The organism is Dactylosporangium maewongense (genome assembly GCF_039531485.1).
GTDB classification, from domain to species: domain Bacteria; phylum Actinomycetota; class Actinomycetes; order Mycobacteriales; family Micromonosporaceae; genus Dactylosporangium; species Dactylosporangium maewongense.
Genome location: NZ_BAAAQD010000024.1, coordinates 1 through 16,764 on the forward strand (window position 1 = coordinate 1; position 16,764 = coordinate 16,764).

Consider the following 16,764-nt stretch of genomic DNA (forward strand, 5'->3'; position numbering starts at 1 on the left):
GCCGTCCGCATCCTGCAACGCCTCCTGGCCATGACCGCCGCGATCTGGCACAACTGGCACACCGGCCAACCCGTCATGCGATCCCTGATCGCTTACGACCACTGAACCCTTGGAATAGACCGTCTAGTCGTCGACCATGACCGCGGCTCAGTCGTCGACCATGACCGCTGCGACCTCGGTGCGCGCCGCCCGCCGGGCGGGCAGCAGCGCGGCCACCGCACCGGCGGCCGCGGCGATGACGACGTAGAGCAGCAGCTGGCCGTACGGCACGACGGGGTACCCATGGCCGAACTGCCGGATCAGCCCCACCGACGCGGCCACGCCGACCAGCACGCCGAACCCGACGCCGACCACCGCGCCGACGAAGGCCATGAGCATCGCCTCGAGCACCAGCATCCCGCGCAGCTGGCCGCGGGACAGCCCGAGCGCCCGCAGCAGGGCCGACTCCCGGGTGCGCTCCAGCACCGACAGGGCGAGGGTGTTGGCGATGCCCGTCAGGCCGATCACGATCGACATGCCCAGCAGCGCGGAGAACACGCCGAGCTGCTCGTCGAGCGTGCCGGTGATCCGGGCCCGCCACTCGGCCTGGCTGCTGACCTGGGTGAGCGGCGCCTCTTTCAGCGCCGCGTCGACCGCCGCCCGCGAGTCGACCGGCGCGACCCCCTCGGCGGCCTTGACCAGCACCTGGTCGGGGTCGCCGGCACCGAACACGGTCGCGTAGTCGCTCCAGTCCAGCAGCGCCTGCCCGTCGGTCGGCGCGTCGTCGTACAGTGCGGCGACGGTCAACGTGAGGGTGCGGACCTGCACGGAGGAGCCGACGCGGGCCCCGATCTCGTCGGCGAAGAACCGGTTGAGCGCGACCGTGCCGGGCTTGAGCGCGCCGGCCGAGCCCGCGGTGATCTCGGGGCGCAGGACGGTGTCGAGGGCGCCGGGCTCCATCGTCCAGATCTGGGTGAACCGGCCGCCGACGTCGCCCTCGCGGCTGCGGGACGCGGCGACCGCGGCCAGCTCGCCGTGCGAGCGCAGGGTCGTCGTCACGGCCAGGGGCACCTTCCGGCTCTGCCCGTTGGGCGTGTAGACGCCGCTGATGATGTAGTCGACCGCGAAGTTCTCGTCGAGCTCCTGCTCGGCCTGCGCCCGCGCGGTCGCCAGCAGCACGCTGAAGACGCTCATCAGCGCCAGGCCGACCATGAGGGCGCTCGTGGTGGCCGCGACCCGCTTCGGGTTGCGCAGGGCGTTGGTGACCGCGAGCCGGCCGGCGGCGCCGAACAGCTTCGCCGGCGCCCAGCCCGCCCACGCCGTCAGCCGCGACACGATCAGCGGCGCCGCGATCACGATGCCGGTGAACACGAAGATGGCGCCCAGGAACACGATGGGCACGCCGCTGAACCCCGGCACCCTCGTGCCGGCGAGCATCAGCAGCGCACCGCCGGCCGCGGGCACCCCGGCCAGGACGATCCGCAGCAGCCGCCGGCCGGGCGCGACCTCGGCCAGGGCCGTGGTGCGCAGCGCCGCGATCGGCGGGATGCGGCTCGCGGTCGCGGCCGGCAGCAGCGACGCGATCACCGTGAAGAGCGTGCCGGCGAAGACACCGACCAGCACGGTCGTGGGTGTGACGATCAGCCGGTCGACGCGGACCCCGCTGCCGACGGTGTTGCGCCCGATGAGCAGCCCCTCGCCGACGACGGTGCTCACCAGCAGGCCGCCGAGGGAGGCGACGACGCCGACGACCACCGCCTCCAGGATCACCGAGCCGAACAGCTGCCGCCTGGACGCGCCGACGCAGCGCAGCAGCGCCAGCTCCCGGATCCGCTGCGCGACCAGGATCGCGAACGTGTTGTAGATGACGAACACGGAGACGGCGAGCGCGATCAACCCGAAGCCGAAGATCACGATCAGGAAGCCGTCGACGTACTTGGCGGCGGCCACGGCGTACTCGGCGCGCATCTGCGCACCCGTCATCACCCAGGCCCGGCCGCCGAGGGCCGACTCCAGGCGGGCGGCGAGCTCGGCCTGCGACACGCCCGGCTGCGCGGACACCACGACCTGCGCGTAGCCGTCGGCGCCGGTCAGCGTGCGCATGTCCGCCGGGGTGAGCGCGGCGACGGTGAAGCCCGCGAAGCGCTTGTTGGCGCCGAGATCCATGATGCCGACGAGGGTCAGCGCGACCGGCTTCTGGTCGAGGCCGACCACCGACACCTGCTCGCCGACCTTGAAGCCGTAGATCTCCGCGGTGGTGTCGTCGACCGCGATCTCGCCGGGCCGCTGCGGCTGCCGGCCGGTGCCGACGTCGTACATCGACAGGTGCTCGTCGCCGGGGGTCGACAGCGCCCAGCCGATCCGGCCCAGGTAGGAGATCAGTCGGCCGTTCCGGTCGAGCATGGGCAGCCGCTCGGCCATCCTGCCGTCGGCGTGCGCGACGCCGGGCACGGCCTTGACCTCCTCGACGATGCCGGTCTCGAAGCGCTGCCCCGACTCGCTGAACCCGGACGAGCCCACGGACGCGTCGACGTGCTTCGCGGCGCGCGCGAGATCGTCGTAGAAGGCGGCCTTGGCCGTGTCGCCATAGACCAGGGTGCCGGCGAGGAAACCGACACCGATCATGATGGCCGTAGCGGTCAGCAGCAGCCGGAGCTTGTGCGCCCGGAGCCCGGCGAGAGTTGTACGCAGCATCGGCCGCGACTGTACCCAGAGCAGCTGAGGGGAGTCTGACAATGGTGTCGATGTGGGCACTCATCCGGCGCTGGTTCGACCCCGACGAGGTGCGCTCGGTCGGCGCCACGCCCGACTACCGGTTCTCCCTGGCCAACGAGCGCACGTTCCTGGCCTGGCTGCGCACGGCGCTCGCGCTGGTCGGCGGCGGGCTGGCGGTCGCACAGTTCCTGCCCGGACACCGGCTGCGGATCGTCATCGCCGTGTCACTCTTCGCGCTCGGCGGGCTGGTCGCGATCCGCGCGGTCGACCACTGGGCCCGCAGCGAACGGGCGATGCGGCTGGGTGAGGCGCTGCCACCGTCGCGCTTCCCCGGCATCCTGGCGCTGATCGTCGCGGTGGGGGCGGTCGCGCTGCTGGTGGCGACGTTCCTGTGACGCCCTCCGGCCCGCCCGCGAGACCGCCCGAACCCTCCGACGACGGCCCACACACGGTGCAGCCCTCGGACGACGGGCCGCCGGGCGCGCAGCTGGAGCGCACCATGCTCTCGTGGCGCCGCACGACCGTGTCCTTCACCGCCGTGGCGCTGCTCCTGGCGAGGTTCGCCGTGATCGAGGCACCCCGGCCGGTCGCCCTCGCCGCGGTCGCCGCCGTCGGCCTCACCTGGGCCGTCGCGATTCACCTGATCAGGATGAGAATCGCCGGGCTCACCCGCCCTGTGCGCCGCACACTGCCCCTCGTCGTCACGCTCATCCTCCTGTACAGCCTGACGGGCACCCTCTTGCTGGTGTCATAGGGCGCCCCACTGCGTCATGATGGCGAAATGGGACGTGCGCTGCCCTTTCTCATCGTTCTCGTCGCGACGCTGGTCGCGTTGATCGACTGCCTGTCCACGGACCGCGACGACGTCCGGGGACTGCCCAAGACCGTCTGGTGTCTCGTCATCCTGCTGCTGCCCGTCGTGGGCGTGATCGCCTGGTTCTTCGCGGGCCGACCCTTCACGACCGAACAGCACGCCGGCGTCGCCGCCGCGGGCGGGACCCGTCGCCGGCCGTCGAGGCCCGTCGCCCCCGACGACGACCCCGACTTCCTGCGCAACATCGACACCACCCGGGCCCGCAACGACGCCGAGCTCCTGCGCCGCTGGGAGGAAGACCTCAAGCGCCGCGAGGACGAGTAACCCGCGCCGCCTCCGGTGCTGCCGGCGACTCCGGCGGCTCCAGCGGCGCGGGCGTCCTCGGTACACACAGTGTCAGCGCGGCGGGCGCGATCCGGGCCACGAGCATGCGGGCCGGCGCGACCACGTCGCCGTCCAGCTCGCGGGCCTGGTCCTGGCCGGTGTGCACCTCGACCTTCCGCGCCCGGAAGGTCTCCAGCTGCCGGGTCCCGCCCCGGCGCATGACCACGCCCCAGCCGAGCATGATCCAGTCGGTGAGGTCGCGCGGGGTCAGGACCGCCACGTCGAGCCAGCCGTCGTCCGGCCGCGCGTCCGGCAGCAGCGGGATCCCGCCCTGCAGGCGGCCCACGTTGGCGACGAGGACGCCGCGGGCCCGGCGGCGGATCCAGCGGCCGCCGTCCAGCCGGATCCGCATCAGGACCCGCTTGCGGCTCAGCCTCCGGGCGCCCGCCGCGACGTACGCCAGCCAGCCGAAGCGGCGCTTCGCGGTGTCGGGGGTGGCGTCGAGCATCTCCGCGTCGAAGCCCATGCCCGCCATGACGGTGAACGTGCCGGGGTGCCCGGTGCTGGTGTCGGCGCCGTCCACGATGCCGACGTCGATGCGGCGCCGGTCCCCGTGGATCGCGACCTCGACCGCGGCCCGCACGTCGCGGGTGATGCCCAGGTTGGTGGCGAGCAGGTTCCCGGTGCCGGACGGGACGAGCGCCAGGGCGACGTCCGTGCCGGCGAGCACCGAAGCGACCGCCATCACGGTGCCGTCGCCGCCGCAGACGAACGCCACGTCGACGCCGGCCTCCACCGCCTGGACCGCCATCCCGCAGCCGGGGTCCTCGGGGGTGGTGGTGAGCCACAGCGGCTCCGGCCAGCCCGCCTCGCCGAGCAGGTCGCAGATCTCCCTGCGCCGCTCGTCCAGGTCGAGGACCTTCGACGGGTTGACGATGACCGCGCTGCTGGTCACGCCGCCGCCTCCGCTGCGCTCCGGCGTCGGCCCGACCCGACCTGCAATACCGGCAATACCGGTGAGCGACCCGAGCCGCTCCGCTGGCCGCTCACGTACCCACCTTGCGGAAGCGTGCCTGGAAGAAGCAGTACACCCCGAACGCCGCGACGCCGACAGCGACGGCAAGCAGGAGGAACTTGCCGAACGGCTGGGCGACGAGGGTGTGCAGCGCCGCGTCGAGCCCGCGGGACTTGGCGGGGTCGTTGGTGATCGCGGCCTGGAGCAGCAGGACACCCACGATGCCGAATGCGACCCCCTTGGCGATGTAGCCGATCTGGCCCGCCCTGGTCGCCGCCTTGCGGGTCTTCGGGTTCGCCGCGCCGAAGTTCAGCTTCCGCTCGAACTTGCGCTTCCATCCGTACCAGAGCATCCCGGCACCGAAGGCGAGCACACCCAGCCCGATCAGCCCCACCAGCCAGACCCCGGCGGGCTTCGCCATGATCCCGGCGGTGAACTGCTGCTGCTGGCTGGCGCTGGAGGACGGCGCGCCGGTGATGACCTTGCCGGCGGTCCACGCGAGTGCGGCGTAGATCACGACCCGCCCGGCCGAGGCGACCCGCTCCCAGACCCGCTCCTTGCCCTGCACGTCGCGGTGACCCCAGATCGCGAGGGCGACCTGCCAGAGCGCGAGCGCGACCAGGCAGATGAGCACGAACCACAGCAGCAGCTTGCCGAACGGCTGCTCCGCGAGCTTCTGGAAGGCGCCGGACTGGTCGCCCTCCTGCCCGGCCTCGCCGAACGCGATCTGTGCCGCCACCCAGGCGAGCGCGAGGTGCAGCAGGCCGTACCCGACGAACCCGACCTTGGTCAAATTCTTGAACAGGTCACTCTGCGTGGCGCGGTGTGCTGTGTCGGCGGGGGTCATGTTCTCGTTCTCCCCCGACTGGGCATGTTGGCAAACGTGAGGACGCAGAGATCCGCTCTTTGGCGCATGGCCGGCTTCGGTGCCGCCGCGCTGCTGTTCAGCCTCCTGATCATCGCCGTGCGCGTGCGCTGGGTGCCGCTGGAGTCGGTCGACCGCGGCGTCGCCGAGAGCCTCAACGAGGCTGTCGCCCCGAGTGACTTCCTGGTGACGCTCATGGGCGGTATCAGCAGGATCGGCAGCTTCGGCGTGATGGCCTGGCTGGTCGCGATCGGCACGACGCTCGTGCTGGTCCGCAAGCAGTACAGGCTCGCCGCGTTCCTGGTGGCGACCACCGTCGGCGGGCTCATCCTCGACCCGACGCTGAAGCTGGCCGTCGGCCGGCTGCGGCCGGTCGTCGAGCAGCCCGTCGCGCACGGCGGCGGCAACAGCTTCCCCAGCGGCCACTCGCTCAACTCGCTGATCTGCTACACGGCGCTGCTGCTGGTGTTCCTGCCGGCGCTGCGGCCCCGCTGGCGCAGGCCGGCGGTCATCGCGGTGGGCTTCGTCGTCGCGCTCGTCGGGTTCAGCCGGCTGGCGCTCGGCGTGCACTTCCTGTCCGACGTGATCGGCGGCTGGTCGCTGGGCATCGCCTGGCTCGGGCTGTGCGCCACCGCGTTCGAGCTGATCCGGCACCACGAGGGCCTGCGGGTCACCGAGCCGCTCGAGGAGGGCCTGGAGCCGGAGGCCGCCGACGACCTGCGCCCCACGGAGCCGCACGTGCACCGGCCGGGCACCGCGCGGACCCTCGCCCTGGGCGCCGTCGCCTGGGTCTTCACGTTCGGCACGCTCGTCGCGCTCGGTCTGCCCCTCGCGCGGTACCGCGACGGCAACGGCAACGTCCTGTGGGACTCGACGATCCCGCACTGGTTCGCCGCGCACCGCAGCGACGTCCTCGGCCACGTGTCGATCGTCGGCAGCGAGGTCGGCAACACCCACGCGATCCTCGCGATCGGCCTCGTCATCGGCGCCGTGTCCCTCGCCGCGATCCGCCGCTGGCGGCCGGTGATCTTCCTGGTGGCGGTCATGTTCGGCGAGCTGAGCCTGTTCCTGGCCAGCGCCGCGATCGTCGGCCGGGCCCGGCCCGACGTGGAGAACATGGACGGGCCGATGCCGACGTCGAGCTTCCCGTCCGGGCACGTCGCCGCCACGATCATGATCTGGGCGACCGCGGCCCTGCTGGTCTTCCCGCGGACCCGCGCCTGGTGGCGGTGGGTGCTGCCGGTGCTGGCGGTCGCGATGCCGCTGTGGGTCGCGGTTTCTCGCATGTACCGCGGAATGCACCACCCGACCGACATCGTCGGCAGCGTCCTGCTGGCAGCGCTGTGGCTTTCGGCGATGTACTGGCTGGTCACGCCCAACTGCGACCTCGCCGAGCAGCCGTGCGAGGAGGACCTGGCGGAGCCGGCCGGCGACTTACAGGACGCTCCACCAGCCCGATCCGGCCCACCCGCTCCACCCGCTTCCGGCGCCTCCGTCTCCAAGGCGGCGGGTGCGTCACGATGAAGTCGGACTGGTTCCTCACGGAGGAGGAGCGGGGCAACCCGCACACCAGGATCACAGCGTGGACCGACGGCAACGCCGTCCGGCCGCTGATCGACGGCAAGGCGTACTTCGCCGAGCTGTACACCGCGATCGAACGGATGGAGCGCGGCGACCTGCTGCTGTTCACCGACTGGCGCGGCGACGTCAGCCAGAGGGTCACCAGGAACGGCCCGTCGATCGGCGACGTGCTGTGCGACGCCGCCCGCCGCGGCGTGCGCGTCAAGGGGCTCATCTGGCGCTCGCACTGGAACGCGCTGCAGTTCAGCGCGGCGGAGAACCGGCGCTTCGCCCGGAAGATCGAGGCGGCCGGCGGCGAGTGCCTGCGCGACATGCGGGTCCTCGTCGGCGGCTCGCACCACCAGAAGCTGGTCGTCCTGCGCCACCCCGGCCGGCCGGAGCTGGACCGCGCGTACGTCGGCGGCATCGACCTCTGCCATGGCCGCCGCGACACCCAGTCCCACGAGGGCGACCCGCAGGCGGTCGAGATCACCCCGAAGTACGGCAAGCGCCCACCGTGGCACGACGTGCAGCTGGAGCTGCGCGGCCCGGTGGTCGGCCAGGTCGAGGCCACGTTCCGGGAACGCTGGGAGGACCCGTCGGCGCTGTCGCGCAACCCGCTGCACTGGTTCCAGGGCAAGGTCGAGGACGAGAACCTGGACCCGGACCGGCTGCCGCCGCAGCTTCCCGACCCGCCGCCGGCCGGCTCACTGAGCGTGCAGCTGCTCCGGACATACCCCTACCGGCGCGGCGGCTACCCGTTCGCCCCCGAGGGCGAGTTCAGCGTCGCGCGCGGCTACGGCAAGGCGGTCCGGCGCGCGCGGCGGCTGATCTACCTGGAGGACCAGTACCTCTGGTCGCCGAAGGTCGCCAGCTGCTTCGCCGACGCACTGCGGGAGCACCCGGAGCTGCACCTGATCGCCGTCGTCCCGCGCCATCCGGACCGGCCCGACAAGCTCGGCAGCATGCCGCAGCTGTACGGCCGGGAGCGCGCCCTCGCCATGCTCCGCGAGGCGGGCGGCGACCGGCTGCACGTCTTCAGCCCGGAGAACGCCGCCGGCACCCCCATCTACGTGCACGCCAAGGTCTGCGTCGTGGACGACACCTGGGCCACCACCGGCTCCGACAACGTGTCGCTGCGCTCCTGGACCCACGACTCGGAGCTGACCTGCGCGGTCCTCGACCCCGCCGGCAGCTACGCCCGGGACCTGCGCGAACGGCTGTGCCGGGAGCACCTGGAGCTCGACGAGCTGCCCGAGGGCCCGATCGAGGAGGTCTTCGACGCCTCCGCGAAGGCGCTGCAGGCGTGGCACGACAGCGGCCGGATCGGTCCCCGCCCACCCGGGCGGCTGCTGCCGTACCGCCCACCCACGGTTCCGCGCCGTACCGTCACCTGGGCGCGTGTGGTGTACAACACCATCCACGACCCGGATGGCAGGCCACGGCGGCTGCGCCGGGAGGGTGCCTTCTGAGCGTTTTGCGCCGTTCACCAAGCCGTCTTGTCGGCATGCTCATATTGCGCGATGACAGCGTGGCAGCTCGCCTGCATCGACATGGCGGGGACGACGGTGCGGGACGACGGCCTGGTCGAGCAGGCCTTCACGGTCGCCTTCGCGGGCGAGGGCGTGGCCCCCGGCACCCCGCAGCACGAGCGGATGCTCGCCGTCGTCCGCAAGACGATGGGCCAGAGCCGCATCGAGGTCTTCCGCCTGCTCCTCGACGGTGACGAGAAGCGCGCCCAGGCCGCCAACGAGACCTTCGAGGAGGCCTACGGCCTGCTCGTCGACGAAGGCGCCGTGCTGCCCATCCCCGGCGCGCTGGAGGCCATCAAGACGCTCCGCACGGCGGGGATCAAGGTCGCCCTGACCACCGGCTTCGCCCGCGCCACCCAGGAGGCCATCATGGACGCCCTGGGCTGGTGGGGCCAGGTCGACCTGGTCCTCTCCCCCGCCGACGCCGGCCGCGGCCGCCCCTTCCCAGACTTCATGCTGGTCGCCGCCCTGAAGCTCGGCGTCGAGGACGTCCGCCGCATGCTCGTCGTCGGCGACACCCCGCTCGACCTCATCGCCGGCCGCCGCGCCGGCGCCGGCCTCCTCGTGGGCGTCCTCACCGGCGCCGGCGACCGCCAGGCCCTCCAGTCCTCCGGCGCGGACGAGGTGATCGGCTCGATCGGCTCCCTCCCCCGCCTCCTAGGCCTGGAGTAACCCCACCCCTCGCTTCCCCCGTGATCCGGAAGACTTATCGACGCCAGAGCGACAAATCTCTTCCGGATCACGGGAACAGCGCCGATCGACGCCCGCCTCACATGATCCGGAAGACCTTGTGCACCTATGACTGCACGAAGTCTTCCGGATCACGAGAACGGCAGACAGCGACACCCGCACCGCAACCCGCAGCTCGGCCGAGACCGCACTCCCGCGGCGCTGATCGACGTCCTCAAACCCGTGATCCGGAAGACTTATCGACGCCAGAGCGACGAAAACTCTTCCGGATCATGAGAACTGCGCTGATCGGACGCCGGCGCCACGCGTGATCCGGAAGACCTTGTGCACCTATGACTGCACGAAGTCTTCCGGATCACGAGAACGGCAGACAGCGACACCCGCACCGCGACCCGCAGTCCGAACAAGGCCGGCACGCGTCCAGGAACGCGCAGCAGCAGATGCCGCCGGCACCGCACACCGCGACCGGCCGTGACCGCGCTGATCGACGCCTCCCAAACCCGTGATCCGGAAGACTTATTGACGCCAGAGCGACAAGAACTCTTCCGGATCATGAGGACTGCGCTGATCGGACGCCGGCGCCACGCGTGATCCCGAAGACCTTGTGTACCTATGACTGCACAAGGTCTTCGGGATCATGGCGGGCGCTAGGCGAGGTTGGACGAGCGGGGGTAGGCGTCCTCGGGGTCGGTGAGGACGTTGACCAGGTACGGCACTCCTGAGGCGAACGCCCGCTCGAAGGCGCCCGCGAGGTCGGCCGGCTTCTCGACGGTCTCGCCGGCGCCGCCGAGGGCCTTGACCACGTCGTCGTAGCGGAGGCCGGGCTGCAGGTCGGCGGCGACGTCGTAGCCGTAGATGTTGCGCATCGGGTGCTTCTCCAGGCCCCAGATGCCGTTGTTGCCGACCACGATCACGACGGGCAGCTGCTGGCGGACCAGCGACTCGACGTCCATCAGCGAGAAGCCCGCGGCGCCGTCGCCCATCAGGACGCAGATCTGGCGGTCCGGGTACGTCACCCGGGCGCCCATGGCGTAGCCCATGCCGGTGCCGAGGCAGCCATACGGCCCCGGGTCCAGCCACGTGCCCGGCTGCGACGGCTCGAGGTACTTGCCCGCGTAGGAGACGAAGTCGCCGCCGTCGCCGATCGTGACGGCGTCGTCGGCAAGGACCTTGCGGAGCTCGCCGTAGACCCGGCTCGGCTTGATCGGATCGGTGTCCGCCTCCAGGGCCTGCTGCTCCTTGACCCGGCCGGCGTCCTCCGCGGCCCGCAGCGCCTCGATCCACTCCTCGTGGTCGGCGACCGGTCCACCGTGCGCCGCGAACGCCCCCAGAATCGCGCGCAGGTCGCCCGACGGAGCGGCCGCCGGGGTGACGTGCCCGGCCCGCTGCGACGGCGCGTCGGTGACGTGCACGACCTGCGCCCCGCCGAAGTCGCCGAACCCGAGCCGGAAGTCGAGCGGGGTGCCGACGACGGCGATCACGTCCGCGCCGCCGAACGCCGCCTTGCGCGCCCGCGAGAACGCCAGCGCGTGCGACGGCGGCAGCGTGCCCCGGCCCATACCGTTGGCGAACACGGGGATCCGCAGCGCCTCGGCCGCCTCCCGCAGCGCGGCGGTCGCGTGCCCGGCCCACACGTCAGAGCCCGCGATGATCACGGGCCGCTGCGCGGCGGCGAGCAGCTGGACCGCCCGCGCGACCTCGTCCGGATCCGGTTCTTCAGCCGGTACCGCCGGCGCGGGCGCCAACTCGACGCCGTCCGCCTGCGAGAACACCACCTCCAGCGGCAGGTCCACGAAGACCGGGCCGCGGTGCGGGGTCAGCGCGGCGAGCGCCGCCGCCTGCATGCGGGCGTAGACCTCGTCGGTGGCGAAGATGGTCTCCGCGTGCTTCGTGACCGCGCGGACGATCGGCAGGTGGTCCATCTCCTGCAGGCTGCCCGAGCCCCAGCGGAACTGCGGCGCCCTGCCCCCGATCACGACGACCGGAGCACCGTTGAACGACGCGCTGGTCAGCCCGGACACGCCGTTGGTGACGCCGGGGCCGGCGGTCAGGACGGCAAGGCCCGGACGGCGCTGGAGCTTGGCGACGGCCTCCGCGGCGAACACGGCGGACTGCTCGTGCCGGACGTCGACGATGCGCACGCCGGTCTTGTGGGCGGCGTCGTACAGCGGGAACACGTGCGCACCGGAGAGCGTGAACAGCTCCTCGACCCCGAACCCCCGCAGTGCCGCGAGAGCCAGGTCCCCGCCGTGCCCGTCGATCTGCGTCATGCACCCTCCTCGATCAGCTCCGACCGACGCGAATGTTACTCACTTTCGCCCGCCGGCGGGGGCTTCACCGCACACTCGGGTCGAGCCACCCGGCGACCGGCGGCGGCCAGTGGTCGGTGGTCAGGTAGTAGGAGACATACCCGGCGACGACCGGGGTCACGATCAGCAGCACGAGCACCAGCAGGGTGAGCATCGCACGCGCGAACGGACCCCGCCGCTCACGCTGGCGCGGCCGCCGATCGTCGCGCGGCGTGGGGCGTGACTGCGCCTGCCGCTCCTGCACCGGGCGCTGGCCGCCGGAAGCCTGGCGGATCGGGCCGCCGTGCTCGTCATAGCGCGTCGCGGGCTCGGCCGACGCTCCCCCGGACACGAAGATCTGGCCACCGGCCCTGTTCGGGGGCGCCGACACCGGCGGCCCGCCATAGTTGGCCGGCGGCCCAGACATCGGCTGGTTGTAGTTGGCCGGCGGCGCTGAGGACGGCTGGTTGCGCCCGTACGTCGCGGGCGGCCCAGACATCGGCTGGTTGAAGGCCTGCTGGCCGCCCGCCGGCTGCCCATAGGTCGCCGGCGGCGCGGAGGACGGCTGGTTGCGCCCATACGTCGCGGGCGGCCCAGACATCGGCTGGTTGGTGTTGGCCGGCGGAGCCGACGCGGGCTGACCGTAGCCGGCCGGGGGCGCGGACACCGGCGGCCCGTAGTTGACCGGGGGCGCCGAGGCCGGCACGCCATAGCCGCCCTGCGTGCCCGTGGCCTGCCCACCCGCGTAGTTGCCCGGGGGGGCCGACGCCGGATACGCCGGATACCCACCACCGCCGGCCCCGGGCGGCGCCGACATCGGCACGCCGGACATCGGCGCGTTGCTCCCGGCCGGCTCCGTGGCGAACGTCCCCGCCTCGGGCCACAACGGCGCATCCGCCCCCTGCAACCCACCGCCGCCCTGCCCGGCACCGCCCTGCCCACCGCCGGCCCCGCCGCCCTGACCGCTGCCGGCACCAGGCTGAACCCCACCGCCTTGGCCCGGACCGCCCTGACCCGGACCGCCCTGGCCCGCACCGAACTGGCTGGCACCAGGCCCCCCGCCGGCAGGCTGCCCCGCACCGAACTGCCCCGCCCCGGCCGCACCCGACAGGCCCACCGCGCCGAACTGCCCCGCGCCCGACGGCCCACCCGCCGCGCCGAACTGGCCCGCACCCGACGGCCCGCCCGCCGCGCCGAACTGCGCACCCGCCTGCGGGCCGCCGGACGTCGGCGCCGGAGACTGCCAGTCGACGCCCTGCACCTGCGGGAACCTCCCGGTCGCCGGGCCGGGCGCGGGCGCCGCCGTCGCCTGGATCTCCGTCGAGCCGGTCAGCATGCTGCCCTCAGCGACCACCAGCTCGGGCTGCTCGATCACCACGGGGGCCGTGCCCAGCGCGCGGTGCAGCAGCGTGCCGACCAGGGGCATCCTGCTGGACCCGCCGACCAGGAACACGCCCGCGATGCTGCCCTCGCTCAGCTGCGCCCAGCGCATGACGCCCTGCGTGACGCGGACCGTCTGCTCGAGCAGCGGCTGCGCGAGGCGCTCCAGCTCGTCGCGGGTGAGGTGGACGTCGATGTTGAGCAGCGGCACCGTCAGGTCCGAGGCGGGCTGGCGGGACAGCCGCTCCTTCGCCACCCGCGCGTCGTCGAAGAGCAGCCGCCGGGCCCGGCGGTCCTCGACCGTCTGCGGGCTCATCAGCCGCTGCCACTCCTGCGGCGCCTGTGGCTCGCAGATGGAGGCGATGTGCGCCACGATCGCGTTGTCGACGTCGATGCCGCCGATGTCGTCGCGGCCGTCGACGGCGAGCACCTCGAAGCCACCCTGGGTGCGGGCGACGACGCTGGCGTCGAACGTGCCGGCGCCGAAGTCGTGCACGACGACGACCGAGCCGACGGGCACGTCCTTGCCGAGCACCTGGGTGAAGTAGGCCGCGGCCGCGACCGGCTCGGGCACCAGCCGCACCCGGCCCAGCCCCGCGGCCTGGGCGGCGTCGGAGACGGCGAGCCGGCGGGTGGCGCCCCACGACGCCGGGAAGGTCACGGTCACCTCGGACGCGACGTCGCCGACCGTGCGGGTCCACTCGTCGCGGACGCGCCGCAGGACGGTGGCGACGAGCTCGTTGACGGGGATCTCCCGGTCGCCGAGCAGGACCGTGCCCTCGTCGATGCGACGCTTCGGGTTGGGCTCGAACCGGGCCGGCTCCAGGCGGGCGCTGTGCACCGCGTCGCGACCGACGATGACGGTGCCGCCAGGCTCGGCATAGACAGCGGAGGGCAGCAGCGGAGAGCCGTCGAAGAGCAGCGCACGGGACCGGCCGTCTGGCCACCGCACCACGGCGACGGTGTTGGAGGTGCCGAAGTCGACACCGAGCCGAATCCCTGGCGTTGGCATGCCCCGAAGTCTAGGCGCCGGGTACGACGGTTCTCACTCCTCGGCGTCTGCCGTCGCGTTGCCGACTGAAGGCGCTGGTGGACGCAGCGGACGGACCCAGGCACGGGCGCTCGGCAGCAGGAGCAGCAGCGCCGATCCCAGGTACACACCAGTGACCGCCAGCCAGGCGGGCTGGTGCGCCCCCGAGGCGGTGTACGCGCCACCGAACGCGAGCAGCACGCACAGCGCGATCGGATACCACAGGTGCCCGTTGCTGCCGCGGCGCAGCCGCCGCGCGCCGTGCGTGTACAGGATCGCGAACGCGAGCGAGCCCAGCCCGGCGTACAGGCCTGCCTGCCAGCCCGCGGCCGTCAGCTCCTCCGTGTCGCTCACCTTGTAGACGACCAGCACGAGGGCGACCAGGCCGGTCGAGATGTACATGAGCACGCCGTACAGGGTCAGGAAGCCCGCGGGCCAGCGGATCGCACCGGGCGCGATCCGACGCGGCGGTGGCGGCACGGGCGGCATGACGTACTGCGGCACGTAGACGACCTGCGGCGGAGGCGGCTGGTAGAACACGGGCCGCGGCGGATACACCTGTTGCGGCGGCATCCGGTGTACCGGCGGTGCGGGGCTGAACGGCACGGCACCCGGCGAGACCGGCCCACTCGCACCCGAGACCGGCGCGACGCCCGGCCCGGCACCGGCCGGCGACACCGGCATCACGACCGGCGACCCAGCCGGCGGCAGCACGCCCGGAGGCGTCACGGCCGGCGTCACGGCCGGCGGGAGCAACCCAGAAGGCGGCGGCACCGGCGACCCGACCGGCGGCAGCGGCCCACGCGGCACGGGTGGCACGGACGGGGTCACCGGCGACCCCGGGGGCGGGACCACGACGGCGGGCGACGGCGCCGGCCGTACCGGCGAAACAACCGCGACAGGAGGCTGCGACGGCGACGCGACGGACGCCGAACCCCTGGGGCGGGCGGCCGGGACCACGGCGGCGGACGGCTTGTCGATCCGCGCGCCGACCAGGACGCTGCCCTCGGCGACCACCATCTCCGGCTGCTCGATCGTCACCGGCGGCTTGCCGAACGCGCGGTGCAGCTCGGTGGCGACCAGCGGGATCTGGCTCGCCCCGCCGACCAGGAAGATGCCCGCGACCTGCCCGGCCGTGACCCGCGACAGCCGGACGGTCTCGGTCAGCACCCGCACCGAGCGCTCCACCAGCGGCCGCGCCGCCGCCTCGAACTCGTCGCGGGTGAGCTGCACGTCGACGTCCAGCAGCGGGACCAGGACCGTGACGGAGGAGGCGCGCGACAGTCGCTCCTTCGCCTCCCGGACCTCGTCGCGCAGCAGCCGGGCGGCCCGCGCCTCCTCGATCGTCGACGGCGCGACCAGCCGCTGCCAGCGCTCCGGCGGCAGGGTCCGGCCGATCATCGCGAGGACGACCTCGTCGAAGTCGAGCCCGCCGAGGTCGTCGCGGCCGTCGACGGCGAGCACCTCGAAGCCGTCCGCGGTGCGCGCGACGACGCTGCCGTCGAACGTGCCGGCGCCCAGGTCGTAGACCACGACGGCGGAGCCGACGGGCACCATGTGGCGCAGCACCCGCACGAAGTAGGTGGCGGCGGCGACCGGCTCGGGGACCAGGGTCGCGGCCGGGAGGTCCGCCGCCCGCACCGCGGCCGCCAACGCCTTGCGACGGGTGGACGCCCAGTTGGCGGGGTGTGTCACGGTGACCGCCTCGGGCGGACCACCGGCCGTGCGGGCGAACTCGGCGCGCACCCGCCGGAAGACGGCGACCAGCAGGTCGTGGACCGGCACCTCCTGCTCGCCCAGGAAGACGTGACCGTCGTCGATGCGGCGCTTCGGGTTGGGCTCGAAGCTGGCCGGGGCGCGCCGGGCGCTGTGCAGTGCGTCGCGGCCGACGACGAGCTCGCCGTCCTCCCAGAACGTCGCCGACGGCAGCAGCGGGGTGCCGTCGAAGAGCAGCGGCCGGGCCCGGCCGTCGGGCCAGCGGGCCACGGCGACGGTGTGCGACGTGCCGAAGTCCACGCCCAGGGCCACCATGCCCGGAATCCTAAGGGTTACGCGGACTGCTCCACTGCCCGCTGCAAGGCGCGGTAGATCTGCCCGAACTTCGGTGAGTCCGTGGTCGAGTAGATCATCGACTCGCCCTGCCGGGTGCGCACCCAGATCTCGTGCACGCCCTTGCCGTGGTCGTGCGCCCGGTCGAGCAGGTCCAGCAGCCCCTCCACGCTGAAGGCCACGATCCCGCCGATGACGATGATCCCGAGGATGCCGCCCGCGATGTACATCGTGGAGTCCGGCCCGTTGAAGTCGATCCGGCGCGCGGCCGTGCCGGCGGCGATGAGCAGCCCGATGATCAGCAACACCGCCCCGCCGCGGGTCGCGAGCATGTACGCGCCCTGCACCAACCGCCCGGATCGCCGGTGCCAGATGTACGTCAGCGTCTCCAGCGGATACCAGGCGGCGTCGACCTGCACACCGGCGGAGCTGATGTGCACCTCGTGATCGCGGTAGAACGTCGTCGCCATGGCACATCTGACGGTACGCCGGAATACGCTGCGGGCAACGACAACGACGTTGA

13 protein-coding genes and 1 pseudogene are annotated in these 16,764 nt (G+C 72.9%); 7 read left to right on the forward strand and 7 right to left on the reverse strand.

Features of this window, described 5'->3' with window-relative positions:
* Positions 1 to 105: pseudogene (locus tag ABD332_RS43915) on the forward strand (IS982 family transposase); the annotation flags it as partial.
* 42 nt (positions 106 to 147) lie between these two features.
* Here the strand turns inward: ABD332_RS43915 and ABD332_RS43920 are convergent.
* Positions 148 to 2,673: an ABC transporter permease gene (locus ABD332_RS43920; RefSeq protein ID WP_344510147.1), complete on the reverse strand. Its 2,526-nt coding sequence runs from the start codon at positions 2,671 to 2,673 to the stop codon at positions 148 to 150.
* Between the two features lie 50 nt (positions 2,674 to 2,723).
* Between ABD332_RS43920 and ABD332_RS43925 the strand changes: the two genes are divergently transcribed.
* Genes ABD332_RS43925 through ABD332_RS43935 form a run of 3 tightly spaced genes read left to right on the forward strand, consistent with a single transcriptional unit; the run spans position 2,724 to position 3,832 of the window.
* Positions 2,724 to 3,089 (forward strand): YidH family protein, encoded by a 366-nt coding sequence (locus tag ABD332_RS43925; protein ID WP_344510149.1) that lies wholly within the window; start codon positions 2,724 to 2,726, stop codon positions 3,087 to 3,089.
* A gap of 56 nt (positions 3,090 to 3,145) precedes the next feature.
* Positions 3,146 to 3,448 (forward strand): DUF202 domain-containing protein, encoded by a 303-nt coding sequence (locus tag ABD332_RS43930; RefSeq protein WP_344510151.1) that lies wholly within the window; start codon positions 3,146 to 3,148, stop codon positions 3,446 to 3,448.
* A gap of 27 nt (positions 3,449 to 3,475) precedes the next feature.
* On the forward strand, positions 3,476 to 3,832 hold the full coding sequence (locus tag ABD332_RS43935; RefSeq protein ID WP_344510154.1) for a PLD nuclease N-terminal domain-containing protein: 357 nt from the start codon (positions 3,476 to 3,478) through the stop codon (positions 3,830 to 3,832).
* On the opposite strand, the gene ABD332_RS43940 is transcribed toward ABD332_RS43935, so the two are convergent.
* Together ABD332_RS43940 and ABD332_RS43945 are read right to left on the reverse strand one after the other, a co-directional pair.
* Positions 3,810 to 4,787: a diacylglycerol/lipid kinase family protein gene (locus ABD332_RS43940; protein ID WP_344510156.1), complete on the reverse strand. Its 978-nt coding sequence runs from the start codon at positions 4,785 to 4,787 to the stop codon at positions 3,810 to 3,812. The genes ABD332_RS43935 and ABD332_RS43940 overlap by 23 nt on opposite strands.
* A 91-nt stretch (positions 4,788 to 4,878) precedes the next feature.
* Positions 4,879 to 5,694: a DUF1206 domain-containing protein gene (locus tag ABD332_RS43945; protein ID WP_344510158.1), complete on the reverse strand. Its 816-nt coding sequence runs from the start codon at positions 5,692 to 5,694 to the stop codon at positions 4,879 to 4,881.
* A gap of 36 nt (positions 5,695 to 5,730) precedes the next feature.
* Here ABD332_RS43945 and ABD332_RS43950 point away from each other — a divergent pair, with 36 nt between their 5' ends.
* The 3 genes from ABD332_RS43950 to ABD332_RS43960 are packed head-to-tail and all read left to right on the forward strand — an operon-like array spanning position 5,731 to position 9,476.
* A complete protein-coding gene (locus ABD332_RS43950) occupies positions 5,731 to 7,236 on the forward strand; it encodes a phosphatase PAP2 family protein (RefSeq protein WP_344510160.1) in 1,506 nt (501 codons plus the stop codon).
* Positions 7,233 to 8,744 carry a phospholipase D family protein gene (locus ABD332_RS43955; protein ID WP_344510162.1) on the forward strand — a complete coding sequence of 504 codons (1,512 nt, stop codon included), beginning with the start codon at positions 7,233 to 7,235 and terminating at the stop codon, positions 8,742 to 8,744. The genes ABD332_RS43950 and ABD332_RS43955 overlap by 4 nt, the downstream gene beginning before the upstream one ends.
* A gap of 51 nt (positions 8,745 to 8,795) precedes the next feature.
* A complete protein-coding gene (locus tag ABD332_RS43960; protein ID WP_344510163.1) occupies positions 8,796 to 9,476 on the forward strand; it encodes a phosphonatase-like hydrolase in 681 nt (226 codons plus the stop codon).
* 665 nt (positions 9,477 to 10,141) lie between these two features.
* On the opposite strand, the gene ABD332_RS43965 is transcribed toward ABD332_RS43960, so the two are convergent.
* From ABD332_RS43965 to ABD332_RS43980, 4 genes are all read right to left on the reverse strand, one after another.
* Positions 10,142 to 11,764: an acetolactate synthase gene (locus tag ABD332_RS43965; RefSeq protein ID WP_344510165.1), complete on the reverse strand. Its 1,623-nt coding sequence runs from the start codon at positions 11,762 to 11,764 to the stop codon at positions 10,142 to 10,144.
* Between the two features lie 64 nt (positions 11,765 to 11,828).
* Entirely contained in the window at positions 11,829 to 14,174 is a 2,346-nt protein-coding gene (locus ABD332_RS43970; protein WP_344510167.1) for an Hsp70 family protein, read from the reverse strand.
* A 33-nt stretch (positions 14,175 to 14,207) separates the two neighbouring features.
* Positions 14,208 to 16,223, reverse strand: a complete 2,016-nt coding sequence (locus tag ABD332_RS43975) for an Hsp70 family protein (protein WP_344510169.1) — start codon at positions 16,221 to 16,223, stop codon at positions 14,208 to 14,210.
* Between the two features lie 17 nt (positions 16,224 to 16,240).
* Complete coding sequence (locus ABD332_RS43980; protein WP_344510171.1) at positions 16,241 to 16,711, reverse strand: DUF6232 family protein; 471 nt, start codon at positions 16,709 to 16,711, stop codon at positions 16,241 to 16,243.
* Positions 16,712 to 16,764: the final 53 nt, after the last annotated feature.